The organism is Methyloversatilis sp. NSM2, assembly GCF_038066675.1.
GTDB lineage: Bacteria > Pseudomonadota > Gammaproteobacteria > Burkholderiales > Rhodocyclaceae > Methyloversatilis > Methyloversatilis discipulorum_A.
On sequence record NZ_JBBUKV010000001.1, the window covers coordinates 561420 to 587144 of the forward strand.

28 protein-coding genes are annotated in these 25725 nt (G+C 65.4%); 19 read left to right on the plus strand and 9 right to left on the minus strand.

Annotation, left to right across the window (positions count from 1 at the left end):
- Nucleotides 1-112: 112 nt before the first annotated feature.
- The 15 genes from WJU27_RS02560 to ftsB all read left to right on the plus strand — a co-directional run bounded on the left by WJU27_RS02560 (nucleotide 113) and on the right by ftsB (nucleotide 12807).
- A complete protein-coding gene (locus WJU27_RS02560; protein WP_020165124.1) occupies nucleotides 113-862 on the plus strand; it encodes an RNA methyltransferase in 750 nt (249 codons plus the stop codon).
- Between the two features lie 88 nt (nucleotides 863-950).
- Nucleotides 951-1724, plus strand: a complete 774-nt coding sequence (cysE, locus tag WJU27_RS02565; protein WP_019917718.1) for a serine O-acetyltransferase — start codon at nucleotides 951-953, stop codon at nucleotides 1722-1724.
- Between the two features lie 100 nt (nucleotides 1725-1824).
- Nucleotides 1825-2307, plus strand: coding sequence for a Fe-S cluster assembly transcriptional regulator IscR (gene iscR / locus WJU27_RS02570; protein WP_304004944.1), 483 nt, complete (start codon nucleotides 1825-1827; stop codon nucleotides 2305-2307).
- Nucleotides 2308-2309: 2 nt separating this feature from the next.
- Nucleotides 2310-3449, plus strand: a complete 1140-nt coding sequence (locus WJU27_RS02575; protein ID WP_341421042.1) for a cysteine desulfurase family protein — start codon at nucleotides 2310-2312, stop codon at nucleotides 3447-3449.
- 33 nt (nucleotides 3450-3482) lie between these two features.
- On the plus strand, nucleotides 3483-4694 hold the full coding sequence (locus WJU27_RS02580; protein WP_304029687.1) for an IscS subfamily cysteine desulfurase: 1212 nt from the start codon (nucleotides 3483-3485) through the stop codon (nucleotides 4692-4694).
- Between the two features lie 65 nt (nucleotides 4695-4759).
- On the plus strand, nucleotides 4760-5167 hold the full coding sequence (gene iscU, locus WJU27_RS02585) for a Fe-S cluster assembly scaffold IscU (protein WP_304004952.1): 408 nt from the start codon (nucleotides 4760-4762) through the stop codon (nucleotides 5165-5167).
- A gap of 11 nt (nucleotides 5168-5178) precedes the next feature.
- Complete coding sequence (gene iscA / locus WJU27_RS02590; protein WP_019917724.1) at nucleotides 5179-5502, plus strand: iron-sulfur cluster assembly protein IscA; 324 nt, start codon at nucleotides 5179-5181, stop codon at nucleotides 5500-5502.
- Nucleotides 5495-6055: a Fe-S protein assembly co-chaperone HscB gene (gene hscB / locus WJU27_RS02595; protein WP_304004957.1), complete on the plus strand. Its 561-nt coding sequence runs from the start codon at nucleotides 5495-5497 to the stop codon at nucleotides 6053-6055. The genes iscA and hscB overlap by 8 nt, the downstream gene beginning before the upstream one ends.
- Nucleotides 6055-7917 (plus strand): Fe-S protein assembly chaperone HscA, encoded by a 1863-nt coding sequence (gene hscA, locus WJU27_RS02600; RefSeq protein ID WP_341421043.1) that lies wholly within the window; start codon nucleotides 6055-6057, stop codon nucleotides 7915-7917. Before hscB ends, hscA begins: the two co-directional genes overlap by 1 nt.
- Nucleotides 7918-7939: 22 nt before the next feature.
- A complete protein-coding gene (gene fdx / locus WJU27_RS02605) occupies nucleotides 7940-8281 on the plus strand; it encodes an ISC system 2Fe-2S type ferredoxin (protein WP_304008581.1) in 342 nt (113 codons plus the stop codon).
- A gap of 5 nt (nucleotides 8282-8286) precedes the next feature.
- Nucleotides 8287-8481: a Fe-S cluster assembly protein IscX gene (gene iscX, locus WJU27_RS02610; RefSeq protein WP_019917730.1), complete on the plus strand. Its 195-nt coding sequence runs from the start codon at nucleotides 8287-8289 to the stop codon at nucleotides 8479-8481.
- Between the two features lie 144 nt (nucleotides 8482-8625).
- The gene (locus WJU27_RS02615) at nucleotides 8626-10305 is read left to right on the plus strand and encodes a CTP synthase (RefSeq protein WP_304004968.1); all 1680 of its coding nucleotides are present in this window, start codon (nucleotides 8626-8628) and stop codon (nucleotides 10303-10305) included.
- 10 nt (nucleotides 10306-10315) lie between these two features.
- Nucleotides 10316-11158, plus strand: a complete 843-nt coding sequence (gene kdsA / locus WJU27_RS02620) for a 3-deoxy-8-phosphooctulonate synthase (RefSeq protein WP_341421044.1) — start codon at nucleotides 10316-10318, stop codon at nucleotides 11156-11158.
- 59 nt (nucleotides 11159-11217) lie between these two features.
- Nucleotides 11218-12504: a phosphopyruvate hydratase gene (eno, locus tag WJU27_RS02625; protein WP_019917735.1), complete on the plus strand. Its 1287-nt coding sequence runs from the start codon at nucleotides 11218-11220 to the stop codon at nucleotides 12502-12504.
- A gap of 18 nt (nucleotides 12505-12522) precedes the next feature.
- The gene (gene ftsB / locus WJU27_RS02630) at nucleotides 12523-12807 is read left to right on the plus strand and encodes a cell division protein FtsB (protein WP_304004976.1); all 285 of its coding nucleotides are present in this window, start codon (nucleotides 12523-12525) and stop codon (nucleotides 12805-12807) included.
- 36 nt (nucleotides 12808-12843) lie between these two features.
- Here the strand turns inward: ftsB and WJU27_RS02635 are convergent, their stop codons facing one another.
- The 4 genes from WJU27_RS02635 to WJU27_RS02650 all read right to left on the minus strand — a co-directional run bounded on the left by WJU27_RS02635 (nucleotide 12844) and on the right by WJU27_RS02650 (nucleotide 14936).
- Complete coding sequence (locus WJU27_RS02635) at nucleotides 12844-13392, minus strand: C40 family peptidase (protein ID WP_341421045.1); 549 nt, start codon at nucleotides 13390-13392, stop codon at nucleotides 12844-12846.
- On the minus strand, nucleotides 13379-14080 hold the full coding sequence (locus WJU27_RS02640) for an SIMPL domain-containing protein (RefSeq protein ID WP_341421046.1): 702 nt from the start codon (nucleotides 14078-14080) through the stop codon (nucleotides 13379-13381). Before WJU27_RS02640 ends, WJU27_RS02635 begins: the two co-directional genes overlap by 14 nt.
- 49 nt (nucleotides 14081-14129) lie before the next feature.
- Complete coding sequence (locus tag WJU27_RS02645) at nucleotides 14130-14339, minus strand: hypothetical protein (RefSeq protein WP_020165111.1); 210 nt, start codon at nucleotides 14337-14339, stop codon at nucleotides 14130-14132.
- A 66-nt stretch (nucleotides 14340-14405) separates the two neighbouring features.
- Complete coding sequence (locus WJU27_RS02650; protein WP_020165110.1) at nucleotides 14406-14936, minus strand: gamma carbonic anhydrase family protein; 531 nt, start codon at nucleotides 14934-14936, stop codon at nucleotides 14406-14408.
- Between the two features lie 141 nt (nucleotides 14937-15077).
- Here WJU27_RS02650 and WJU27_RS02655 point away from each other — a divergent pair, with 141 nt between their 5' ends.
- On the plus strand, nucleotides 15078-15344 hold the full coding sequence (locus tag WJU27_RS02655) for a hypothetical protein (protein ID WP_341421050.1): 267 nt from the start codon (nucleotides 15078-15080) through the stop codon (nucleotides 15342-15344).
- Nucleotides 15345-15410: 66 nt separating this feature from the next.
- Here WJU27_RS02655 and fchA read toward each other — a convergent pair whose 3' ends face one another.
- The 5 genes from fchA to glyA form a co-directional block, all read right to left on the minus strand.
- Nucleotides 15411-16040 carry a methenyltetrahydrofolate cyclohydrolase gene (gene fchA, locus WJU27_RS02660; protein WP_341421051.1) on the minus strand — a complete coding sequence of 210 codons (630 nt, stop codon included), beginning with the start codon at nucleotides 16038-16040 and terminating at the stop codon, nucleotides 15411-15413.
- 3 nt (nucleotides 16041-16043) lie between these two features.
- On the minus strand, nucleotides 16044-16904 hold the full coding sequence (locus WJU27_RS02665; RefSeq protein WP_020165108.1) for an NADP-dependent methylenetetrahydromethanopterin/methylenetetrahydrofolate dehydrogenase: 861 nt from the start codon (nucleotides 16902-16904) through the stop codon (nucleotides 16044-16046).
- 61 nt (nucleotides 16905-16965) lie between these two features.
- Nucleotides 16966-17916: a D-2-hydroxyacid dehydrogenase gene (locus WJU27_RS02670; RefSeq protein WP_341421052.1), complete on the minus strand. Its 951-nt coding sequence runs from the start codon at nucleotides 17914-17916 to the stop codon at nucleotides 16966-16968.
- A 91-nt stretch (nucleotides 17917-18007) separates the two neighbouring features.
- The gene (locus tag WJU27_RS02675; RefSeq protein WP_341421053.1) at nucleotides 18008-19198 is read right to left on the minus strand and encodes an aminotransferase class V-fold PLP-dependent enzyme; all 1191 of its coding nucleotides are present in this window, start codon (nucleotides 19196-19198) and stop codon (nucleotides 18008-18010) included.
- A gap of 53 nt (nucleotides 19199-19251) precedes the next feature.
- Nucleotides 19252-20508, minus strand: a complete 1257-nt coding sequence (glyA, locus tag WJU27_RS02680) for a serine hydroxymethyltransferase (protein ID WP_019917755.1) — start codon at nucleotides 20506-20508, stop codon at nucleotides 19252-19254.
- Nucleotides 20509-20767: 259 nt separating this feature from the next.
- On the opposite strand from glyA, the gene WJU27_RS02685 reads away from it, so the two are divergent.
- The 3 genes from WJU27_RS02685 to WJU27_RS02695 all read left to right on the plus strand — a co-directional run bounded on the left by WJU27_RS02685 (nucleotide 20768) and on the right by WJU27_RS02695 (nucleotide 25686).
- Nucleotides 20768-21943, plus strand: a complete 1176-nt coding sequence (locus tag WJU27_RS02685; RefSeq protein WP_019917756.1) for a malate--CoA ligase subunit beta — start codon at nucleotides 20768-20770, stop codon at nucleotides 21941-21943.
- 18 nt (nucleotides 21944-21961) lie between these two features.
- Nucleotides 21962-22849, plus strand: coding sequence for a succinate--CoA ligase subunit alpha (gene sucD, locus WJU27_RS02690; RefSeq protein ID WP_018228791.1), 888 nt, complete (start codon nucleotides 21962-21964; stop codon nucleotides 22847-22849).
- Between the two features lie 95 nt (nucleotides 22850-22944).
- Nucleotides 22945-25686: a phosphoenolpyruvate carboxylase gene (locus tag WJU27_RS02695; protein WP_341421054.1), complete on the plus strand. Its 2742-nt coding sequence runs from the start codon at nucleotides 22945-22947 to the stop codon at nucleotides 25684-25686.
- The last annotated feature ends 39 nt before the right edge of the window (nucleotides 25687-25725 follow it).

A 25725-nucleotide genomic window follows, 5' to 3' on the forward strand; every position in this document is an offset into this window, starting at 1 on the left:
TCTCTGTACGCGGACCTTGTGGCCCGCATCTCGGCAGGAAAACCCTGCATTCTAATATGAACCTGAAAGCCTCAGTTGACCGCTTGGCATCCGTGCGAGGCGGAGGCCTCTCATGAACCCGTTCGCTTCTCTCGACCGCGTGCGCGTGGTCATGTCGCACACCACCCATCCGGGCAATATCGGCGCCTGTGCGCGAGCGATGAAGGTGATGGGGCTGTCGCGCCTCTATCTGGTCAATCCGAAGCACTTCCCGCACGAGGACGCGGTGGCGATGAGTTCCGGCGCGACCGACGTGCTCGACAACGCGGTGGTTGTGGACAGCATCGAGGCCGCGCTCGCCGGCACCGTTGCACAGGCGGCGCTGACCGCGCGGCGGCGCGAAATGGCGCTGCCGGTGCGCGACGTGCGCTCGGCTGCCACCGAACTGGCCACGCTGCTGGCGGGCAGCGATGCAGAGGTGGCGCTGGTGTTCGGCACCGAAAGCTCGGGCCTCACCAACGAGGAGGTGGCAATGTGTTCGCTGCCGGTCACCATTTCGACCAGTGAAACCTACCGCTCGCTGAATGTCGCGGCCGCCGCCCAGATCATGTGCCACGAGCTGCGCATGGCGGTCGGTGGCGCCGTGCTGCCGGCCGAAGCGCCCCCCGAGCTTGCGCCGCACGAAGGCCTGGAAAGCCTGTACGCGCTGTTCGAGCAGCTGATGCTGGAGTCCGGTTTCCTCGACCGGGTGAATCCGGGCCGCGCACTGCCGCGTCTGCGTCGTCTGTTCGGCCGGGCCCAGGTCGAGGCGGAGGAGTTGCACCTGCTGATGGGCGCGCTCAAGGCCATCGGAGGCAAGAAGCCACGCGCTCCGGAGCGGTAGCGAACTTCGCAGGTGCACAAAAACCGACTAAAATTCTCGGGTTTCAACCGTCCGGCAGCGCTGCCGGCGCTTCCCACAAGGAAAGACGATGTTCCAACGCCTGCGCGAAGACGTTGCCAGCGTGCTCGACCGTGACCCGGCCGCCCGCTCCGCCTTCGAAGTGCTGACCTGCTATCCGGGCATTCACGCGCTGTTCATCCATCGCATGGCCAACGCCTGCTGGCGCCGTGGTTTCCTGTGGCTCGGCCGCTTCCTGTCGCACATCGGCCGCGTGCTGACCGGCATCGAAATCCACCCGGGGGCGACCATGGGGCGACGCGTGTTCATTGATCACGGCATGGGTGTGGTGATCGGCGAGACGGCCGTGGTGGGCGACGAATGCACGATCTATCAAGGGGTTACGCTGGGCGGAACTTCGCTGTACCGCGGTGCGAAGCGCCATCCGACCTTGGGTCGTGGTGTCGTCATCGGGGCCGGCGCGCAGGTGCTGGGTGGTTTCGACGTCGGTGACGGCGCCAAGATTGGCTCCTGCGCGGTGGTCGTTAAGCCGGTGCCGGCCGGCGCGACAGCCGTCGGCAACCCGGCGCGGATCATCGAGGCGACCGCACCCGGTGTCGAGGACGAGAAGAAGCGGCGTGCCGAACAGGCCGGTTTCACCGCCTACGGCGTCACCCGCGACATGGAAGATCCTATGGCCAAGGCGCTCACCGCGCTGGTCGACCATGCGCTGGAGAGCGATCGCCGCATCGAGTGCCTGCTGCAGAAGCTCGAGCGCGCAGGCATCCAGCTCGACGACGAGGCGAAGGAAGAAATGGCCGACCACTCGCACGTCGATCTGGACAAGATCCGCACGAATTGTTGACTGAACTTGTCGGGAATTATAAAGTCGACTGAAATGATCGGGAATTGAACCGGCCTCCTCCGGTTCGCCGATGTCCCGGCTGATTTCAGGAGCCCACGCGATGAGACTGACCACCAAAGGACGCTTCGCAGTCACTGCGATGCTCGACCTCGCCCTGCGGCAGGAAAACGGTCCGGTCACGCTGTCCGGCGTGGCCGAACGCCAGCGCATCAGCCTGTCCTATCTCGAACAGCTGTTCGGCAAGCTGCGCCGCCAGGAGCTGGTGGCCAGCGTACGTGGCCCGGGCGGTGGCTACTGTCTGGCGCGCGACGCGCGCACGATTTCGGTGGCGCAGATCATCATCGCGGTGGATGAGCCGCTCGACGCGACCCAGTGCGGCGGCAAGGAAAACTGTCTGGACGAACACCGCTGCATGACGCACGACCTGTGGTCCAACCTCAGTCGTCACATGTTCGATTACCTCGACTCGATCAATCTGCACGATCTGATGGTGCAGCAGCGCGAGCGCAACAGTCACAAGGTGGTGCTGCACGACCACGCGCCGCGTGCCTGTTCGACCGAGCCGGCGAGCGTGCAGGCCTGATCATGTTTGCGCCGGTCTACCTCGACCACAACGCCAGCACGCCGCTGCTCGACGCGGTGCGCGAGGCGATGCTGCCCTGGCTGGGCGTGCGTTTCGGCAATGCGTCGAGCCGCCACGAGTACGGCCGCGCAGCCCGCCGCGCGATCGATGATGCGCGTGCGCAGGTGGCTGCGGCGGTGAAGGCGCACCCGACCGAGGTGGTATTCACCAGCGGTGGTTCGGAAGCGAACAATCTTTTCATCAAGGGCGCTGCGGCACGGATGAAGCCGGGCGTGATCGCGGTGTCGGCGATCGAGCACCCGTGCGTGCGTGAACCGGCGCGCCAGCTCGTGCGCGGCGGCTGGGAACTGGCCGGCATCGCGGCCGACGTGCAGGGCAGGGTACTGGTCGATACGCTCGACCCGCGTGCCGCCCTGGTGTCGGTGATGACGGCGAACAACGAAACCGGCGTGCTGCAGGACATTCCTGCCTTCGCGGCCGCGGCCAAGCGCAGTGGCGCCTGGCTGCACAGCGATGCCGTGCAGGCGCTGGGCAAGATCGAACTGGATTTCCGTGCGCTCGGCGTGGCGGCGATGACGCTGTCGGCGCACAAGATCGGCGGCCCGCAGGGTGCGGGGGCGCTGGTGCTGGACAAGCGGGTCGATATCGAACCGCTGATTGCCGGTGGTGGGCATGAGCGCGGTCTGCGCTCGGGCACCGAGAACATTGCGGCCATCGTCGGTTTCGGCGTGGCCTGCGAGCAGGCGGTTGCTGCGCTCGGCGCCCGGCGCGAGGCGATGCAGGCGCAACGCGCGCGCATCGAAAGCTGCGTGGCGGCACTCGGCGGCGTCGTGTTCGGTGCGCAGGCGAAACGCCTGCCCAACACCTGCTACTTCGCGCTGACCGGTATCGATGGCGAAACCCTGGTCGGCAAGCTCGACCGTGCCGGTTTTGCGGTCGCCAGCGGCGCTGCCTGTTCCAGCGCCTCGCCCGAACCGTCGCGCACGCTGACGGCGATGGGCGTCGAGGCGGAGCTGGCGCGCGGCGCGGTGCGGGTGAGCGTCGGTACGGCGACGACGATGCAGGACGTGGATGATTTTTGCAGCGCGCTGGCGCGGGTCGCGGACGAACTCCGCGGGCTGCGGGCGATGGCTGCGGCGTGATGAAGTGAACAAGGACCTGATGGAGTCGATGACATGCTGAAATTCCCGATCTACCTCGACTACTCGGCGACCACGCCGGTCGATCCGCGCGTGGCGGCCAAGATGATTCCCTGGCTGACCGAGCACTTTGGCAACCCGGCGTCGCGCAGCCATGCCTACGGCTGGGAAGCGGAAGCCGCGGTCGAGGAAGCGCGCGAACAGGTGGCCAAGCTGGTCAATGCTGACCCCAAGGAAATCGTCTGGACCTCGGGCGCGACCGAATCGAACAACCTCGCCATCAAGGGCGCGGCACATTTCTACTCGGGCAAGGGCAAGCACATCATCACGATGCGCACTGAACACAAGGCGGTGCTCGACACCTTCCGCGAGCTGGAACGCGAAGGCTTCGAGGCGACCTATCTCGACCCGAAGGACGACGGTCTGGTCGATCTGGACGTGTTCCGCGCCGCCCTGCGCCCGGACACCGTGCTGGTGTCCATCATGTTCGTGAACAACGAGATCGGCGTCATCCAGCCGATCGCCGAGATCGGCGAGATCTGCCGGGAGAAGGGCATCATTTTCCACGTCGACGCCGCACAGGCGACCGGCAAGGTGGCGATCGACCTCGACAAGCTGAAGGTCGACCTGATGAGCTTCTCGGCACACAAGACCTACGGCCCGAAGGGCATTGGCGCGCTGTACGTGCGCCGCAAGCCGCGCATCCGTCTGGAAGCGCAGATGCACGGCGGTGGTCACGAACGCGGCCTGCGTTCGGGCACGCTGGCGACGCACCAGATCGTCGGCATGGGCGAAGCCTTCCGCATCGCGCGTGAGGAAATGGGTGCCGAGAACGAGCGCGTGCGCATGCTGCGCGACCGTCTACTCAAGGGCCTGCAGGACATCGAGGCGACCTACGTGAATGGCGACCTCGAGGCGCGCGTACCGCACAACCTCAACATCAGCTTTGCCTACGTCGAGGGTGAGTCGCTGATCATGGCGATCAAGGAAGTGGCGGTGTCCTCCGGTTCGGCCTGTACCTCTGCCAGCCTGGAGCCATCCTATGTGCTGCGTGCCCTCGGTCGCGAAGACGAACTGGCGCACAGCTCGATCCGCTTCTCGATCGGCCGCTTCACCACCGAAGAGGAAGTCGACTTCACCATCGATCTGCTCCACCGCAAGATCGGCAAGCTGCGCGAACTTTCGCCGCTGTGGGAAATGGTGCAGGACGGCGTGGATCTGAATACCGTCCAGTGGGCTCATCACTGAGCACAGACCACTGACGATGTGCCACCGGGCGCATCGGGGACAGACAGGAAGACAAGGAGAAAGACATGGCCTACAGCGACAAACTGCTCGATCACTACGAAAACCCCCGCAACGTCGGCTCCTTCGGCAAGGAGGACGATGACGTCGGTACTGGCATGGTCGGCGCGCCGGCCTGCGGCGACGTAATGAAGCTGCAGATCAAGGTGGGTGCGGACGGCATCATCGAGGACGCCAAGTTCAAGACCTACGGCTGCGGCTCGGCCATCGCGTCGAGTTCGCTGGTGACCGAATGGGTCAAGGGCAAGACGCTCGATCAGGCAATGGAGATCAAGAACACCGCCATCGCCGAGGAGCTGGCACTGCCGCCGGTGAAGATCCACTGCTCCATCCTCGCCGAAGACGCGATCAAGGCGGCGGTCGAGGATTACCGCAAGAAGCACGGCGCAGCGGCGCCGGAGTCCGACGCAGCCTGAAGGAGCACGACATGGGTGTCACACTGAGCGAAAAGGCGGCGAAGCACGTCGCCAACTACATCGCCAAGCGCGGTCGCGGCGTCGGCCTGCGCCTGGGCGTGCGCACCAGCGGGTGTTCCGGCATGGCTTACAAGCTTGAATTCGCGGACGATCTCGCGGCGGACGATCTGGTGTTCGAGAGCCATGGCGTCAAGGTGCTGATCGACCCGAAAAGCCTGCCCTACCTCGAAGGGACCGAACTGGACTTCGTGCGCGAAGGCCTGAACGAGGGGTTCAAGTTCAACAACCCCAACGTGAAGGACGAGTGTGGCTGCGGCGAAAGCTTCAATGTCTGAGTCCGCCGGCCTGCTGCCCGAAGCCGATCTGTTCAGCAGCGATCACTTCGCGCTGTTCGGTCTGCCGCGCCGCTTCGAGATCGACGAACGCGCGCTCGAATCGCGTTACCACGAGCTGCAGTCGGCGGCGCACCCGGACCGCCACGCGCATCGCGCCGAGCAGGAACGGCGGCTGTCGATGCAGTGGGCCACACGCATCAATGAAGGCTACCGCTTGCTGCGCGCGCCGCTGTCGCGTGCGCGCTATCTGCTGGAACTGGAAGGCATTGACGTCGGCGCGGAAAACAACACCGCGATGCCGGCCGACTTTCTGATGCAGCAGATGGAGTGGCGGGAGGCGCTGGATGAGGCGCGCGACGCACGCGACGTCGATGCGCTGGACGCCCTGGCGCGCAATCTGCGGCAAGCGCGCCGCGACGCCGAGGCGCTGCTGGCCCGCCAGCTCGATGTCGAGCACGACAACGCGGCTGCCGCGGCTACGGTGCGCCGCATGATGTTCATCGCGAAGCTCGGCGAGGACATCGCCGAGGCACACGAAACACTGGAAAACTGATGGCCCTGCTGCAGATCGCCGAACCCGGCGAATCCACCGCGCCGCACCAGCACCGGCTGGCTGTGGGCATAGATCTGGGCACCACGAATTCACTGGTTGCCACTGTGCGCAACAGCGTGCCGGTGGTGCTGAACGACGACAAGGGCCGCGCGCTGCTGCCGTCGGTCGTGCGCTATTTCGCCGACGGTCGCACCGTCGTTGGCCATGCCGCGCAGGCGGCGCAGGCGCAGGACCCGCGCAACACCATCGCTTCGGTCAAGCGCTTCATGGGACGCGGTCTGGCCGACGTGGCGCACGTCGAATCGATGCCCTATGTGTTCGAGGACGCGCCGGGCATGGTGCGCCTGCGCACCGCGCAGGGCGCGAAAAGCCCGGTCGAGGTGTCGGCCGACATCCTGCGTACGCTGCGCGAGCGCGCCGAAGCCAGTCTGGGCGGTCCGCTGACCGGCGCCGTCATCACCGTACCTGCCTATTTCGACGACGCGCAGCGGCAGGCCACCAAGGACGCCGCACGTGTGGCCGGCCTCGAAGTGCTGCGCCTGCTGAACGAGCCGACCGCGGCCGCCATCGCCTACGGTCTCGACAATGCCTCGGAGGGCATCTACGCGGTCTATGACCTCGGCGGTGGCACCTTCGACATTTCCATCCTCAAGCTGTCGCGCGGTGTGTTCGAAGTGCTGGCGACCAGCGGTGATGCCGCGCTCGGCGGCGACGATTTCGACCATCGCGTCTATTGCTGGCTGATCGAGGCTTCGCGCATCGGCCCGCCCGGGCTGGAGGACATGCGCACGCTATACATGGAAGCGCGTCGCGCCAAGGAAGTGCTCTCCGCGCAGGACGCCGTGCATATCGGACTCAAGCTGTCCGGTGGCGAGGAGATCGATGTCACGCTGACGCGTGACGCCTTCGCCGACATGACGAAGAAACTGGTGGAGAAGACGCTGGCGCCGACCCGCAAGGCATTGCGTGACGCCGGTCTGTCGCCGGAAGAGGTCAAGGGCGTCGTGATGGTCGGGGGTGCCACCCGCATGCCGCACGTGCAGCGCGCGGTGGGTGAGTTCTTCGGCCAGGAGCCGCTGACCAACCTCGACCCGGACAAGGTGGTCGCCATCGGTGCCGCCATCCAGGCCAATGTGCTCGCCGGCAACCGCAGCGCCGACGAGGACTGGCTGCTCCTCGACGTGATTCCGCTGTCGCTCGGGCTGGAGACGATGGGCGGGCTGGTCGAGAAGATCATTCCGCGCAACTCGACGATTCCGACCGCGCGCGCGCAGGAATTCACGACCTTCAAGGACGGCCAGACGGCGATGGCCATCCACGTCGTGCAAGGTGAACGCGAACGCGTGTCCGACTGCCGTTCGCTGGCCCGCTTCGAACTGCGCGGCATTCCGCCTATGGTGGCGGGTGCGGCGCGCATCCGCGTCAGTTTCCAGGTCGACGCCGACGGATTGCTCAGCGTTTCGGCGCGCGAGATGGGCACCGGCATCGAGGCGCGCATCGAAGTCAAGCCGAGCTATGGCCTGGGCGATGACGAAGTCACGCGTATGTTGCGCGAGGGCTTCGAGCACGCGCAGGAAGACATGAGCGCGCGCGCCCTGGCCGAACAGCGGGTCGAGGCGCAGCGTCTGGGCGAGGCGACGCGCGCTGCGCTGGCAGCCGACGGCGATCTGCTCGACCCGGCCGAACGCGCCGCGATCGACGCAGTGCTGGTCGATCTGGCGAGCGCCGCTGCTGGCGACGACACCTCCGCCATCAAGAAAGCGATCGACGCGCTCGGCCGCAGCACCGACGAGTTTGCCGCCCGCCGCATGAACCGCAGCATCCAGCGCGCGCTGGCCGGTCGCAGCGTCGAATCACTGTAAGAAACCGAATTCCGAGACCCGCATGACCCAGATCGTCGTACTGCCCCATGTCGAACTGTGCCCCGAGGGCGCAGTGATCGAAGCTGCCCCCGGCACCACCATCTGCGACGCGCTGCTCGCCAATGGCGTCGAGATCGAGCACGCCTGCGAGAAGTCCTGCGCCTGCACCACCTGTCACGTCGTCGTGCGCGAGGGCTTCAACAGCCTGGAAGCGGCCGAGGAACTGGAAGAGGATCTGCTCGACAAGGCCTGGGGCCTGGAGCCGAACTCACGCCTGTCCTGTCAGGCCGCGGTGGCGGACACGCCGCTGGTGGTCGAGATTCCGAAATACACCATCAACATGGTCAGCGAAGGGAAGAGGTAACGGCGATGAAATGGACCGATTCACGCGAGATCGCGATTGCGCTGACCGAGGCGCGACCCGACGTTGATCCGCAGTACGTGCGCTTCACCGACCTGATGGAGTGGGTGATGGCGCTGCCCGGCTTCGACGACGAACAGAGTCGCTGCGGCGAGAAGATTCTGGAGGCCATACAGCTGGCCTGGATAGACGAAGCGGATTGATGCGTCGCTGAGCGTTGCACGGGGAGCGGGAAGGGCAGGGATGACGGCGCAGCGTCGCCGGCAACTGCCTCTGCCGGCGCGTCGCGGTGTTCAAGGCCTGCCGCTTTTCCGGTAAACTGCGCATTTCCCGCTGCAGCGCAATACATGACCAAGTACGTATTCGTCACCGGTGGCGTGGTGTCCTCGCTCGGCAAGGGCATTGCAGCCGCCTCGCTGGGCGCGATTCTCGAATCGCGCTCCATCCGTGTCACCCACCTCAAGCTCGACCCCTACATCAACGTCGATCCGGGCACGATGAGCCCGTTTCAGCACGGTGAGGTCTTCGTCACCGAAGACGGGGCGGAAACCGATCTCGACCTCGGCCATTACGAGCGCTTCACCAGCGCCAAGATGGGCAAGCGCAACAACTTCACCACCGGCCAGATCTACGAGTCGGTGATCAAGAAGGAACGTCGCGGTGAGTATCTGGGCAAGACGGTGCAGGTCATCCCGCACATCACCGACGAGATCAAGGCCTATGTGAAGCGCGGTGCCGAAGGCGCCGACGTGGCCATCGTCGAGGTCGGCGGTACGGTGGGCGACATCGAGTCGCTGCCCTTCCTCGAAGCGATCCGCCAGATGGGCATCGAAGAGGGCCGCGGCAACACCTGCTTCATGCACCTGACGCTGGTGCCCTACATCGCCACCGCCGGCGAACTGAAGACCAAGCCGACCCAGCACTCGGTCAAGGAACTGCGCGAGATCGGCATCCAGCCGGACATCCTGCTGTGCCGTTCCGACCGCGTGGTGCCGGACGATGAACGCCGCAAGATCGCGCTGTTCACCAATGTGCTGCCGGAAGCCGTCATTTCGGTGACCGACGCAGACAGCATCTACAAGATCCCGGCCATGCTGCACAACCAGATGCTGGACGAGATCGTCTGTCACAAGCTGAACATCCTGGCCCGTGCGGCTGATCTGAGTGCCTGGACGCGGCTGATCGACGCGCTGGAACACCCGGAGCGCGACGTGGACATCGCCTTCGTCGGCAAGTACGTCGACCTGACGGAGTCCTACAAGTCGCTGTCGGAAGCGCTGGTGCATGCCGGCATCCACACGCGTTCGCGCATCAACATCCACTACATCGACTCGGAAGCGATCGAGCGCGCCACCGACGGCGGCCGTGCGCTGCTCGACCCGATGGACGCCATCCTGGTGCCCGGTGGCTTCGGTCGCCGCGGCGTCGAGGGCAAGATCGCCGCCATCCGCTACGCACGCGAGAACGGCGTGCCCTACCTGGGCATCTGCCTGGGCATGCAGCTGGCAGTGGTCGAGTACGCCCGCAATGTGGCCGGCCTGACCGGTGCGCACAGCACCGAGTTCGAACGCAACGCGCCGCACCCGGTGATCGGTCTGATCACCGAGTGGATGAGCGCCGAGGGCAAGCTCGAACGCCGCGATGAGTCGTCGGACATCGGCGGCACGATGCGTCTGGGCGGCCAGAACTGCAACCTCGCCGAAGGCAGTCTGGCACGCGACATCTACGGCGCCGCCACCATCGTCGAGCGCCACCGTCATCGCTACGAGGTGAACAACCAGTACCTCGCCCAGCTCGAAAAGGTGGGGCTGCGCGTGTCCGGCCGTTCGCAGGATGCGACCGACCCGCTGTGCGAAATGATCGAGCTGCCGGACCACCCGTGGTTCGTCGCCTGCCAGTTCCACCCTGAATTCACCTCGACGCCGCGCGCCGGCCATCCGCTGTTCTCCGCCTTCGCCCGCGCGGCCATCGCCCGCCAGGACGCGCGCGGCGCGGTCAAGCGGTCCGTGCGCAAGGTGACGGGCTAAGGAGATCGCCATGAAACTGTGCGGATTCGACGTCGGCCTCGACAAGCCCTTCTTCCTGATCGCCGGCCCCTGCGTGATCGAGTCGCGCGAGATGGCCTTCGATACGGCAGGCAAGCTGAAGGAAATTACCGCCCGTCTGGGCATTCCCTTCATCTACAAGTCGTCCTTCGACAAGGCCAACCGCAGCTCGGGCAAGAGCTATCGCGGCCCCGGCATGGAGAAGGGCCTGGAAATCCTGGCCGACGTGAAGCGCGAGCTGAACGTGCCGGTGCTGACCGACGTGCACACCGCCGAAGAGGCGCCCATCGTCGCGCAGTACGTCGATGTGCTGCAGACGCCGGCCTTCCTGTGCCGCCAGACCGACTTCATCCACGCCTGTGCCGCCACCGGCAAGCCGGTGAACATCAAGAAGGGCCAGTTCATGGCGCCGGGCGACATGAAGAACGTGGTCGATAAGGCGAAGGAAGCGAACGGCGGCGCGGACACCATCATGGTGTGCGAGCGCGGCGCCTCCTTCGGCTACAACAACCTCGTGTCCGACATGCGTTCGCTGGCCATCATGCGCAACACCGATTGCCCGGTCGTGTTCGACGCAACGCATTCGGTGCAGCTGCCGGGCGGGCAGGGCAGTTCTTCGGGCGGACAGCGCGAGTTCGTGCCGGTGCTGGCGCGGGCTGCAGTGGCCGTGGGCATCGCCGGTCTGTTCATGGAGAGCCACCCGAACCCCGAGAAGGCGATGTCGGACGGCCCCAATGCGTGGCCGCTGCCGATGATGGAAGCGCTGCTGACCCAGCTGCGCGACCTCGATGCCGTCACGAAGAAGCACGGATTCCTCGAATCCGCCTTCGCCTGATGGCGCGGGACACGATCAGAATTCGAATTCAATAAATTTACTGAGGACCTGGAGCGACCATGAGTGCAATCGTCGATGTCGTCGCGCGCGAGATACTGGATTCGCGCGGCAATCCCACTGTTGAAGCGGACGTGCTGCTCGAGTCGGGCATCATGGGCCGCGCCGCCGTGCCGTCCGGCGCCTCGACCGGTTCGCGCGAAGCCATCGAGCTGCGCGACGGTGACAAGGACCGCTACCTCGGCAAGGGCGTTCTGGCCGCCGTCGAGAACGTCAATACCGAAATTTCGGAAGCCATCATCGGTCTGGATGCCGAAGAGCAGGCCTTCATCGACAAGACGCTGATCGAGCTCGATGGCACCGAGAACAAGTCGCGCCTCGGCGCCAACGCCACGCTGGCGGTGTCGATGGCGGTGGCCAAGGCGGCTGCTGAAGAGGCTGGCCTGCCGCTGTACCGCTATTTTGGCGGCTCGGGTGGCATGGCGATGCCGGTGCCGATGATGAACGTGATCAACGGCGGCGCGCACGCCAACAACAGCCTGGATTTCCAGGAATGCATGATCATGCCGGTCGGCGTGACCAGCTTCCGCGAAGCGCTGCGCATGGGCGCCGAAGTGTTCCACGCGCTGAAGAAGCTCACCGACAAGAAGGGCTACCCGACCACGGTCGGTGACGAAGGCGGTTTCGCGCCCAACGTCGGCAGCGCCGAAGAAGCGCTGAACATGATTCTCGACGCCGCCTCGGCCGCCGGTTACGAGCCGGGCCGCGACCTGGTGCTGGCGCTGGACTGCGCCGCCTCCGAGTTCTACAAGGACGGCAAGTACCACCTCGAAGGCGCCGGTCTGACCATGGAATCGGCCCAGCTGGTCGATTACCTCGCCACGCTGGCCGACAAGTTCCCCATCGTCAGCATCGAGGACGGCATGGCGGAGAACGACTGGGACGGCTGGAAGCTGCTGACCGAACGTCTGGGCAGCCGCGTGCAGATCGTCGGCGACGACCTGTTCGTCACCAACACCAAGATCCTGAAGGAAGGCATTGCCCGCGGCATCGCCAACTCCATCCTGATCAAGATCAACCAGATCGGCACGCTGACCGAAACCTTCGCCGCCGTCGAAATGGCCAAGCGCGCAAGCTACACCGCCGTCATTTCGCATCGCTCGGGCGAAACCGAGGACAGCACCATCGCCGATATCGCGGTCGGCCTGAATGCAATGCAGATCAAGACCGGTTCGCTGAGCCGTTCGGACCGCATCGCCAAGTACAACCAGCTGCTGCGCATCGAAGAAGATCTCGGCGATACCGCGTGGTACCCGGGCGCTTCGGCGTTCTACAACCTGCGCAAGTAAGCGGGCAGGTCGGCGATCATGGTCCGCCACTGGCCGTCCTTGTTGCTGGTGGCGCTGATCGCCGCGCTGCAGTACCCGCTCTGGCTCGGCAAGGGCGGGTGGCTGCAGGCATGGGAAGCCGAGCGTGCGCTGGAAGCGCAGCGCGCGCTCAACACCCGGCTCGAAGCGCGCAATGTCGCGCTGGAGGCGGATGTGAAAGACCTCAAGACCGGCTTTGACGCGGTCGAGGAGCGCGCACGCATCGAACTGGGCCTGGTCAAGCCGGGCGAGGTGTTCGTGCAGGTGCCGCGCAGCAAGCCCTGACCCCCGTCAGGCGGATTTCGTCGTTTTTCCGGATGTTCAGACGTCGCGACGCAGCGTGCGCAGTCCGCTGATGCGCGCGGCGAACCAGCCGCTGTCCAGCGCGTCGGTGCGCACATACTTTCCGCGCGTGCTCGGTGCGTGGATGAAGCGCCCCTCGCCGGCGTAGATGCCCATATGTGAATGCGGCTTGCCGCTGGTGTTGAAGAACACCAGATCGCCCGGCTGCAGCGACGCGCGATCGACCGGGCGCGCCAGGCGGGCGATCTGCGCCGCGTTGTGCGGCAGGCGGATGCCGGCTACCTGCTCGAATATCCAGCTCACCATGCCGCTGCAGTCCAGCCCGCTGTCCGGGTTGCGACCGCCGAAGCGGTACTGGTTGCCGATCAGCCCGAGCGCGTAGATCACCGCGTCCTGCGCGTGGGTGTCGTCGGCCAGCTGCAGGGCCGCCGTCGGCGCAGGCGCCGGTGTCTGTACGACAGGCGGCTGCGGTGCGGCCGGCGCATCGGGCGCCGGCGCCGGCAGCGTGCCGCAGCCTGCCAGCAGCAGCGCGGCGGTGAGCGTGAGTGCCTGCTTACTTGCGGTCAATCTCGATCTGTCCGCTGATGTTCACGCTGACGCGCGATTCGCCGGCCTCGACTGGCATGTCGGCCATCGCTGCTTCGGCCATCGCCACCTTGCTGCGCATCAGCGGGCGCGGCGGCGGCATGCCGGAGGTGTTGTTAACATTCATGTGCAGCACGCGCCAGTTGCCGCCGAGCGACGCGGCGACGATCTTCGCGCGTGCGTTGAAGGCGGCGATGGCGTCGCCGATCGCGGCATTCTCTGCTTCGCGCGCGGTGTCCTCGCTCGGCTCCAGCGTCAGCTGGCCGACCGCAAGCTGCGTCTGCAGCTTGCCCAGCAGTTCGGACAGCGCGGCTTGGTCCTTCGATTCCAGCAGCAGTTCCGAGCGCATGCGCCAGCTTTCGATGGTGCGGCCGTTCTTGCTGTAGACCGGATAGGTCGAGGTGTTGCCGCTGCGCACCTTCACGCTGGTGTAGGGCTTGGTGGTGGCGAGGGCGGACTGCATCGCCGCATTCACCTTCTTCGCCAGCGGTCCGGGCGTGGTATCGCCCAGTTCGATGTAGGCCTGCGCGCGCGCGAGGTCGTTCGGTGCGAGACGGGACGCTTCGGCGTTCAGGTCCACCACGATGCCTTCGCGCCGCGCGGCAGACGGTTCGGCCGCATTCGCGCCGGACATGCAGGCTGCAAGCAGCAGCCAGAGGGGGTATTTCATTTGTGCTCCCGCAATCGTCATGACGACGGGAGTATAGCGGCCGGGGATTTCAGCGGCGACGGTGGATGTCCCGCTCTTCGTCGGCCTCGATGCGCACCGGCACGCGGGCGTGCTCTTCGCCCATTGCCGACAGCAGTGCGACGCCGAGCAGCGCCAGATAGGTCAGCACCGCCATCACGGTGGTTTCGCCGCTGGCAGCCAGCATGACGGCCGGCAGCACGTGGGCGCCGGTGAAGAAGAAGTGGGTGCGCTGGGTCATTGCAGTCTCCCGATGTCGGTGGTTCACCGGGATAACGACCGCGCGCGCGCCGTGCTGAAGGGTACGTCAGTCTCTGGGGACGGCCTGCAGACTGTCGCGGTACAGGCGCGACTTGTCGACATAGCCGGCGGCGCTGCGCATCAGTCCCTCGACCTCTTCGTCGGTGAGCTGGCGCACCACGCGGCCGGGCGAGCCGAGCACCAGGGAGCGGTCGGGAATGACGCGGCCCTCCGGAATCAGCGCATTGGCGCCGATCAGGCAGTTGCGACCAATCACGACGCGGTTGAGGATGACCGCGTGGATGCCGACCAGCGAACCGTCGCCGACCGTGCAGCCGTGCAGCATCGCGTGATGGCCTATGGTTACGTCGGTGCCTATGGTCAGCGGCACACCGTCGTCGATGTGCAGCACCGCGCCATCCTGTACATTCGAGCGCTCGCCGATCGAGATGTGGTCGTTGTCGGCGCGGATGACGGCGCCGAACCACACGCTGGTGTCCGCCTTCAGTTCGGCGTCGCCGATGATGCTCGCGCTGGGCGCGATCCAGGTGCTGGAATGGACGACAGGTGTCTTGCCGTCGAGGGCGTACAGACTCATGCGGACTCCCGGCTGCCGCGACCGTCGGTCGGGCGAATTATTGTGCAATGCAACCAGGGTCGCGATTGTACGCGCATGCCTTGGTACCGGCGCAAGGGGCAGGCCGCGGGAACGCTTGTTCCGACATGGGAAAGGATAGCGATGAACGCAGCACTGGGCCGTTCGCTGGCCGATTTCGAAGCAGGTCGTATCGACATGGATGCGCTGATCGCCACCTGGCGCCAGCACGGCGTGGATGATGCGGCGCTTCCCGCCAAGTGGCGCGAGGTGCTCGACGGCCTGCTGATGCGGCTCGAATCGGCGCGGCTGTTTTCCGGCGAAAGCTGTTCGTTCAGTCAGGGCGAACTGCTGGCGACGATGCGCGAATGGCTGAACCGGGTGCAGGCGCAGATCCAGGCGCAGCAGTAGGTGCACGCGTGTGCTGAACGAAAAAAGGGCGCCCGCAGGCGCCCCTGAAGATGCCGAGCAGGCGGGTCAGAGCTTGCTCTTCACAACCTCGACGACACGGTCAGCCTCGGCCACCCACTTGGCCAGCAGGGCGTCGGTTTCTGCGCGGCGCGAAGCGGCGAAATTGGCGTCCTTGATGCTGGGCACGTTGATGTCGACGTTCAGCGCAGCCGAACGCAGCGCGGCGACGGCGGCCAGAGCGGCTACACCGGCGTCCGATACGACGTTCTTGTTGCCCTTCTCGGCGGCGACCAGCGACAGCGCGATCACGTCGGCGCAGGCGCGGGCGCAGGCCAGCGGCGCGTCGGTGGCCTTCTTCAGACCGTCCTGGATCGCGGCCGAACGGGCGGCCTTCTGCTCGTCGGTGTCCTTCGGCAGACCGTAGGCGGCCATCAGGCCGTCGAAGGCTTCAACGTCGGCGCGGATGAAGTCGGTCAGCTGGGCGCGCAGGGCTTCCGCCTTGGCCAGCAGATCCTTCATTTCGCCTTCGACTTCGACATAAGCCTTCTTGCCGATGGTCAGGTTGCACACCATGCTGACCAGCGCCGCGCCCATGCCGCCCATGATGGCAGCGGCACTGCCGCCGCCCGGGGTCGGCGCGCTGGAGGCGAGCTCGTCGAGGAAGGTGGTGACCGGCTTGTCCTTGATCATCGTCATGGGTCAGCCCACCATGGTTTTCGCCATCGCGTAGATTTCCGACGCGTCGAGCGAAATGTCGTTGCTTTCGAACAGCTTGCCGACGCATGCGCGCTGCAGCGCGATCTTCAGCGCGCCGAAGCCGATGGCGCCGAACACGATCTTGCCGTGCTTGACCACGCCCTTGTCCATCATGTCGATGCCCTCGATGCCCAGCGGCGGCGTCGCGTTGGCGTCGGCAATCATCTCGAGCGTCGGGTTGTCCTTCCAGTGGCGCTCTTCCAGCAGCTGGATGCCGCCGGCGCCGGTCGCGATGACCACGTTCGCGCCTTCGATGGCACGGCCGCGCGCGTCGTTGTCAGCCGCTTCGGCGACCGCGACGTCGAGGTTGAAGTTGGCCTTGAGCTGCTTGGCGGCTTCTTCGGCGGTGGCGATCTTGCGCGACACCAGCGTTACCGTGGCGCCTTCGCTGGCCAGCATCACGGCAGCGCGCGTGCCGACCGGGCCGGTGCCGCCGAGGATGACCGCCTTCTTGCCCTTCAGCGAACCGCTGTGCGCGAGCCAGGCGACGCAGGCGGCTGCCGTGGTGTTCGAGCCGTTGGAGTCGAGCATCACCGACACGCGGAAGTTCGAGAAAAACTTCTTCTTGACCGCCTTGAACAGCGTTTCGCCTTCGGCCATGTTGCTGCCGCCGATGAAGATGGCGGTGTTCTTCTTGTCCTTCGGTGCACGGGTGAAGATCGCACCGTCGACCATGGCGCCGACGTTGTGCGGATGCACGCCGCCGTAACCGATCACGTGGTCCGCGCCGCCGTCGTGGCACACGACGCTGTCGAACACCGACGGATGTTCATCGGTATCGAATTGGTAAAGCAGTTTTTTCATTGTGATGTCTCGGAGGTCTGAAAGAGGGTAGGCCGCCGGCCGCACAGCCGGCGGACTCTGATCAGGTCACGGTGTTGACCGGGCTGCCCTTGACGTAGGCTTCGACGTTGTCGATCAGCTGGTCAGCGAGGAACTGCATCGCGCCGTCCGAGGCCCAGGCCACGTGCGGGGTCAGGATGAAGTTGGGCAGGCGCAGGTCGAGCAGCGGGTTGCCTTCCTTCGGCGGTTCCTTGGTCAGCACGTCAAAGCCGGCGCCGCCGATGATGCCTTCCTTCAGCGCGGTGACGAGGTCTTCCTCGTGCACCAGCCCGCCACGGGCGGTGTTGATCAGGATGGCGCTGCGCTTCATCTTCTTGAACTGCTCCATGCTGAACATGTTGCGGCTTTCCGGCGTCAGCGGGCAGTGCAGGGAAATGATGTCGGATTGGGCCAGCACTTCCTCCGCCGGCGTGAATTCGACGCCCGGCGCCTTCGGACCCGGGTGGTCGGCGAACAGCACCTTCATGCCGAAGCCGCGGGCGATCTTGGCCGTGCCCTGACCGAGCACGCCTTCACCGAAAATGCCGATGGTGCTGTCGAAGAGGTCGTAGATCGGGTGGTCGAAGAAGCAGAACTGGTCCACTTCCTGCCAGCGGCCGCGCTCGACGTCCTGGCGGTAGGCGATGATGCTGCGGCGCAGGGCCAGGATCAGCGCGAACGCGTGTTCCGGCACGGTGTGCACCGCGTAGTTGCGGATGTTGGACACGACGATGCCGCGTTCGCGGCAGGCCGGCACGTCGATCACGTCGTAGCCGGTGGCGGCCACGCCGATCATCTTCAGGTTCGGCAGCTGGGCCAGCACGTCGCCGCGCAGCGGCACCTTGTTGGTGATGGCAACAGTGGCGTCCTTCAGACGTTCGACGATCTGGTCCGGGGCGGTGGTGTCGTACTCAGCCCAGGTATGGTCGAAGGACGGACGACGGACATTGGCCTTCAGCGTGGAGCGGTCGAGAAACACAACGTGGTGCGACATGTCTCTTCCTTCTGTTCTATGGATGTAAAAGGCCGGGCGAACCCGGCCGAGCAGCAGACACGCAGGCCCGCCGGAGCGGGCCGCCGCAATATTACTTCGCCTGCGGAGCGTTCGTGCGCCAGTAGGTCGAGGCTGCCGCCACGCCCGAACCCGGGGTGACGTTGATGCCGTTGTCCAGCATCGACATTTCGGCACCGGCGATCGCGCTCATCAGCGACAGCGCGTTCAGGTCGCCGAGGTGACCGATGCGGAACACCTTGCCGGCAACCTTCGACAGGCCAGCGCCCAGCGACAGGTTGTACTTGTTGTAGGCGTTGCTGATCACCTTGGCGGCGTCGAAACCTTCCGGCACCAGGATGGCGCTGACGGTGTTCGAGTACCACTCCGGTGCCTTGGCGCACAGGTTCAGCTTCCAGCCTTCCTGGACGGCGGCGCGGACACCGTTGGCCAGGTATTCGTGGCGGGCGAAGATGTTCTCCAGGCCTTCCTCGAAAATGGTGTTCAGCGCTTCACGCATGCCGTACAGCATCGGGATCGACGGCGTGTAGGGGAAGTAGCCGGTGGCGTTGTTGCGCATCATGTCGCCGATGTCGAAGTAGCAGCGACGCGAGGTCGCGGTTTCCATCGCCTTCAGCGCCTTCGGGCTCATGCCCAGGATGCCCATGCCGGCCGGCAGCATGAAGCCCTTCTGCGAACCGGACACCGTGCAGTCGACGCTCCACTCGTCCATGCGGAAGTCGATCGACACCAGCGACGACACGGTATCGACCATCAGCAGCGCCGGGTGGTTGGCGTTGTTCATCGCCTTGCGCACCTTGGCGATGTCGCTCGACACACCGGTGGCGGTCTCGTTCTGGCAGGCCAGCACGGCCTTGATCTTGTGCTCCTTGTCGGCGCGCAGGATCTCTTCGTACTGGTCGTAGGGCACGCCGGTGCCCCACTCGACGTCGAGCACCTGGACTTCGAAGCCCAGACGCTGCGCCATGTCGGCCCACAGGTGGCTGAACTGGCCGAAGCGCGAGCACAGCACCTTGTCGCCCGGCGACAGCGTGTTGGTCAGCGCCGCTTCCCACATGCCGGTACCGGATGCCGGGAAAGTGAAGATGGTGCCTTCGGTCGTCTTGAACACCTTCTTCAGATCGGCCAGCACCGACAGCGCCAGTTCCGGGAACTTGGGCGAGCGGTGGTCTTCCTGCGGCACGACCATGGCGCGCAGGATGCGCTCCGGCGTGTTGGTGGGACCAGGCACGTAAAGATGGTTACGACCGGCGATTCGAGACATGGCGAAACTCCTGTAATTGCTTTGAAAGGTGTCGGGGTGGCTGACCGCTTGTTTTATTTGTTGCGGCCGTAGACCGGGAACGCGTCGCACAGCTTGGTGACGTCGGCGACCACGCGTGCGATCACGGCGTCGTCGTTCGGTGCGTCCAGCACGTCCACGATCAGATTTGCAACTTGCTTCGCCTCGGCTTCCTTAAAGCCGCGGGTCGTCATGGCAGGGCTGCCGATTCGAATGCCACTGGTCACGAACGGCTTTTGCGGGTCGTTCGGGATGGCATTCTTATTGACCGTGATGTGTGCACGGCCCAGCGCTGCTTCTGCGTCCTTGCCAGTGATGTTTTTGGCACGCAGATCGACGAGGAACAGGTGGGACTGGGTGCGGCCCGAAACGATGCGCACGCCACGCTCGACGAGCGTTTCGGCCATCACCTGGGCGTTCTTCAGCACCTGTTGCTGGTAAGTCTTGAATTCCGGGGTCGCGGCTTCCTTGAAGGCGACAGCCTTGGCGGCGATGACGTGCATCAGCGGACCGCCCTGGATACCCGGGAAAATCATCGAGTTCAGCGGCTTCTCGAACTCCGCCTTGGCCATGATTACGCCACCGCGCGGGCCGCGCAGCGTCTTGTGCGTGGTCGAGGTGACGAAGTCGGCGATGCCGATCGGGCTCGGGTACAGGCCGGCAGCGACCAGGCCGGAGTAGTGGGCCATGTCGACCAGCAGGTAGGCGCCGACCGAATCAGCGATCTCGCGGAAGCGCTTGAAGTCGATGTGCAGGGCGTAGGCGGAAGCACCGGCCACGATCATCTTCGGCTTGTGTTCCTTGGCCAGCGCTTCGACCTGTGCGTAGTCGATCGCTTCGGTTTCCGGATCGAGGCCGTAGGCCACGCCCTTGTAGATCTTGCCCGAGAAGTTCACCGACGAACCGTGGGTCAGGTGACCGCCGTGCGCCAGCGACATGCCGAGGATGGTGTCGCCCGGCTGCAGCATCGCCATGTAGACACCGGCGTTGGCCTGCGAACCCGAATGCGGCTGCACGTTGGCGTATTCGGCGCCGAACAGTGCCTTGAGGCGATCGATCGCCAGCTGTTCCGCGACGTCGACATGCTCACAGCCACCGTAGTAACGCTTGCCCGGATAACCTTCGGCGTACTTGTTCGTCAGTACGGAGCCCTGGGCTTCCATGACCGCCGGGCTGGCGTAGTTTTCCGACGCGATCAGCTCGATGTGGTGTTCCTGACGGGCGTACTCCGCTTCCATGGCGGCCCACAGTTCGGGGTCGGAATGGGCGATGGTCTGTTTCGGGTCAAACATTCGGATTACCTTTCTGATGTGAGCTTTCGGCCCGCGTCCTCTGCAGGCCTTATGAAGTAATACAAGGCAAGCAGACTATATCTGATGGATCAAGGGCCTCGTATCGGACTTTCTTATTGCCGTGATAAGTATAAGTGAAGCTTAATTGAAAAGACCTCATCCATAATTCTTTACAACGAATCCGGTGTTCGACCCTGTGCGGGCACCTCGCGGTTCAGCGATGAACCACCACTCTCTTCCACACGACAGAAGGTGAAGCATGGACATTCACGAGTACCAAGCGAAAGAGCTTTTGGCGGGCTTCGGCGTGCCGGTGCCGCGCGGCAGCGTGGCCTACAGCCCCGACCAGGCCGTCTATACGGCGACGGAACTGGGCGGCTGGCACTGGGCGGTGAAGGCCCAGGTGCACTCCGGAGCCCGCGGCAAGGCCGGCGGCATCAAGCTGTGCAAGACCTACCATGAGGTCGATGCCGCCGCCCGCGAACTGCTGGGCAAGCGCCTGGTAACCATCCAGACCGGCCCGGAAGGCAAGCCCGTTCAGCGCGTCTACGTGGAAGTGGCCGAGCCGTTCGAGCGCGAACTCTATCTGGGCATCGTGCTGGACCGCAAAGCCGAGCGCGTTCGCGTCATCGCCTCTGCCGAAGGTGGGATGGAAATTGAAGAATTGGCACACAGTGCTCCGGAAAAGATCATGCAGGTCGTGGTCGAACCGGCGGTCGGCCTGCAGGCCTTCCAGGCCCGCCAGATCGCTTTCGGTCTGGGCCTGTCGATCAAGCAGGTGTCGCGTGCGGTGACCGCGATCATGGGCGCCTACCGCGCCTTCCGCGATCTCGACGCCACCATGGTCGAAATCAACCCGCTGGTCGTGACCAAGGACGACCGTGTTCTGGCGCTGGACGCCAAGATGTCCTTCGACGACAACGCAATGTTCCGCCAGCGTGCCGTGGCCGACATGCGCGATCCGTCGCAGGAGGATCCGCGCGAAGTGCAGGCGGCCGAGCACAACCTGAACTACGTCGGTCTCGACGGCGACATCGGCTGCATCATCAATGGTGCCGGTCTGGCCATGGCCACGATGGACACCATCAAGTACGCCGGCGGCGCGCCGGCCAACTTCCTCGACGTCGGCGGTGGCGCCTCGCCCGAGCGCGTGGCCAATTCCTTCCGCCTGGTGCTGTCGGACAAGAACGTGAAGGCCATCCTGGTCAACATCTTCGCCGGTATCAACCGCTGCGACTGGGTGGCTCAGGGCGTGGTGCAGGCCTGCAACGACATCGATATCACGGTGCCGCTGATCGTCCGCCTGGCCGGCACGAACGAGGAAGAAGGCCGCCGCATCATCCGCGAGAGCGGTCTGCCCATCATCAGCGCCGATTCGCTGACCGAAGCAGCCCAGAAGGCGGTAGACGCCGCCCGCGCCCACGCCGCCAGCTGAGCACAAGAGGATTTAGACATGAGCATTCTGATCAACGAAAAGACCAAGATCATCGTCCAGGGCTTCACCGGCGACAAAGGTACCTTCCACGCCAAGGAGATGATCGAGTACGGCACCAACGTCGTCGGCGGCGTGACCCCGGGCAAGGGCGGCACCACCCACCTCGGCAAGCCGGTGTTCAACACGGTGGCCGACGCGGTGGCCGCGACCGGCGCCGAAGCATCGATCACCTTCGTCGCGCCGGCCTTCTGCGCCGACGCCATCATGGAAGCGGCCGACGCCGGCATCCAGCTGGTGTGCTCGATCACCGACGGCATCCCGGCGCAGGACATGATGCGCGTCAAGCGCTACTTCATGCGCTACCCGAAGGAGCGCCGCACGCTGATGGTCGGCCCGAACTGCGCCGGCATCATCAGCCCGGGCAAGGCCATGCTGGGCATCATGCCGGGCCACATCTACAAGCAGGGCAACATCGGCATCGTGTCGCGTTCGGGCACGCTGGGCTACGAAGCGGCCGCGCAGATGAAGCAGCTGGGCATCGGTGTGTCGACCTCGGTCGGCATCGGCGGCGACCCGATCAACGGCTCGTCCTTCCTCGACCACCTGATGAAGTTCCAGGAAGACCCGGACACCCACGCCGTGGTGATGATCGGCGAGATCGGCGGCCCGCAGGAAGCGGAAGCGTCCGCCTGGGTGAAGGAAAACATGAAGAAGCCGGTGATCGGCTACGTCGCCGGCCTGACCGCACCGAAGGGCCGCCGCATGGGCCACGCGGGCGCCATCATCTCGGCCGCCGGTGATTCGGCTGCCGAGAAGTCGGAAATCATGCGTTCCTTCGGCCTGACCGTCGCGCCGAGCGCCGGCGAGCTGGGCAGCACCGTGGCCTCCGTCCTGGCCAAGCTGTAAGAGCAGAGCAGCACGGGGCGTGCGGAGCGCGCCCTGCTTTCCGTCCGCCCCGGTGGGGCGGACGCCCGCCACCAGCCTGCGAGACTCCCACCGTGGTGAGTGATCCCATTTCCGTTCCCGCGTCTGCCGACGCCTCCGGGGCGGCTTTCTCGGAAAAAGCGATCGACCTGCTGTTTTCGCTGCTGCGCGAAGTGGTCGAACGTCACCATCCCGAACTGCTGCCGGTGCTTGCCGGCGAGTCGGGCAACAGTCTTTCCCCGCAGATGCTGGGCCGTGCCATCCAGGCCCAGGGCATCCTGTTCCAGCTGCTGTCGATCGCCGAACAGAACGGCGCCATGCGCAAGCGGCGCGAGATCGAGCGCCACCAGGGCCGCGAAAGCCTGCCCGGTACCTTTGCCAGTGTGCTGGCGTCGGCGAAGAAGGCCGGCCTGTCGCCGGAGCGCGTGCGCGAGGCCTTCGCCGGTCTCAAGGTGCGTCCGGTGCTGACCGCGCACCCGACCGAAGCCAAGCGCGTGACCGTGCTCGAACGGCATCGCCGCATCTACCGCATGCTGATCGAGCTCGAATCGCCGCGCTGGACGCCGCGCGAACGCCACGATCTCGAAGACGCGCTGCGCAACGAAATCGAACTGCTGTGGCTGACCGGCGAACTGCGCCTCGAAAAACCGAATGTGTCGCAGGAAATCGCCTGGGGCCTGCACTTCTTCAACGAAACCCTGTTCGAGGTCGGCCCCGACGTGCTGGCGCGCGCCGACGAGGCGATGGCGCAGCATTTCGGCGAAGCGGATCTGCCGGGCTTCCTCGAATTCGGTTCCTGGATAGGCGGCGACCGTGACGGCAATCCCTTCGTCACCAACGCGATCACGCGCGGTGCGCTGGTCGAATGCCGCCTGGCCAGTCTGCGCCGCCACCGTCAGTCGGTGCTCGAACTGCTGCGTGGCCTGTCGGTGACCGAAGCGTCGCTCGTGCTGTCCGGTGAATTCCGCGACGCGCTGATGCTGGCGCTGGAAGAGAGCGGCGAGGGCAATGCGATTGCCGCGCGCAATCCGGGCGAACCGTTCCGCCAGTTCCTGGTGTGCGTGCTGGGCAAGCTGGACGACACCATTACCTGCACCCAGGCGGAAGAGGGCGCGGCCTGTCGTCGCGGCTACGAATCCGCCGACCGCCTGATCGCCGATCTGCGCACGCTGGAAGCCGGCCTGCGCGACGCGAAGCTCGGCCGCATCGCCGACACCGAAGTGGTGCCGCTGCGCCGCCAGATCGAAATGTTCCGCTTCAGCACGGTGCGTCTCGACGTGCGCGAGAACTCGACCCGCGTCACGCAGACGCTGGAAGCGCTGTGGCGCGCCAGCCGCGGCGAACCGGAGGACGTGCCGGCACCGGCGCAGGACAGCGCCGAATGGCGCGACTGGCTGTTGGCCGAACTGGCCGCGCCGCGCGCCGGTGTGCGCGACACCAGCGGTCTGCCGGCGGTTGCCGCCGAAACGCTGGGCCTGTTCCGCCTGATCGCCGACATGCGTCCGCGCGTCGGCCGCGAAGCTTTCGGCAGCTTCATCCTCAGCATGACGCGCAATGTGTCGGACGTGCTCGGCGTCTATCTGCTGGCGAAGGAAGCCGGTCTGTACGCCGACCCGGCCGGTGTCGAGCGCTGTTCGCTGCCCATCATGCCGTTGTTCGAAACCATCGACGACCTGCGCCGTGCGCCGGCCATCATGCGCGAGCTGCTGGCGATGCCGCTGATCAAGCGCTCGGTGCGCGCGCTCGGCGGCGTGCAGGAAGTGATGATCGGCTACTCCGATTCGAACAAGGACGGCGGCTTCCTGTCGTCGAACTGGGAGCTGTTCAAGGCGCAGCAGAAGCTGACCGCGGTCGGCGGCGAAGCGGGCGTGAAGATTGCCTTCTTCCACGGTCGCGGCGGTTCGGTCAGCCGCGGCGGCGTGCCTGCCGGGCGCGCCATCGCCGCGCAGCCGGCCGGCTCGATCCAGGGCCTGTTCCGGCTGACCGAGCAGGGCGAGGTGATTTCGAGCAAGTACGCCAACAAGGGTACGGCCGCCTTCAACCTCGAACTGCTGGCCGCCAGCGTGTTCGACCACGCGCTGAAATCCGGCCGCGCCGACGGCCCGCACGCGGTACCCGAGTTCGACGACGCACTCGAAGCGCTGTCGGGTGCTGCGCACGCGGCCTACCAGAACCTGATCTCTAATCCGGCGCTGGTCGGCTACTTCCAGGAAGCCAGCCCGCTGGAAGAGATTTCGCTGCTCAACATCGGCTCGCGCCCGGCGCGCCGCTTCGGTGCCAAGTCGCTGGCCGAGCTGCGCGCGATTCCGTGGGTGTTCGCCTGGTCGCAGAACCGCCACATCGTCACCGGCTGGTACGGCGTCGGCTCCAGCCTCGCCAATTTCATCGGTGTGCGCGGTGCCAGCGGTGAAGCACTGCTGGCACGCATGTTCAACGAGTCGCCGCTGTTCCGCCTCATCGTCGATGAAGTGGAGAAGACGCTGGCCGTGGTCGATCTCGACATCGCTCGCGAGTACAGCCAGCTGGTGGCCGACGCCGGTGTGCGCGAGGAGGTGTTCGGCATGATCGCCCGCGAATACGACATCACGCGCACGCAGATCCTGCGCCTGTCGGGCACCCGTGGCCTGGCCGAGCGCTTCCCCGACTACCGCCAGAAACTCGACCACCGGCTGCCGGTGGTCAACCAGGTGAGCCGCCAGCAGATTTCGCTGCTGCGCGCCTTCCGCATGACCGACGACGCCGCGCGGAAAGAGGAATTCCGCAAGGCCCTGCTGCTGTCGATCAACTGCGTGTCCGCCGGTTTCGGCGCCACCGGCTGATCGTCCGGCCCGACTTCTGAACAGACTTCGCACCATCCA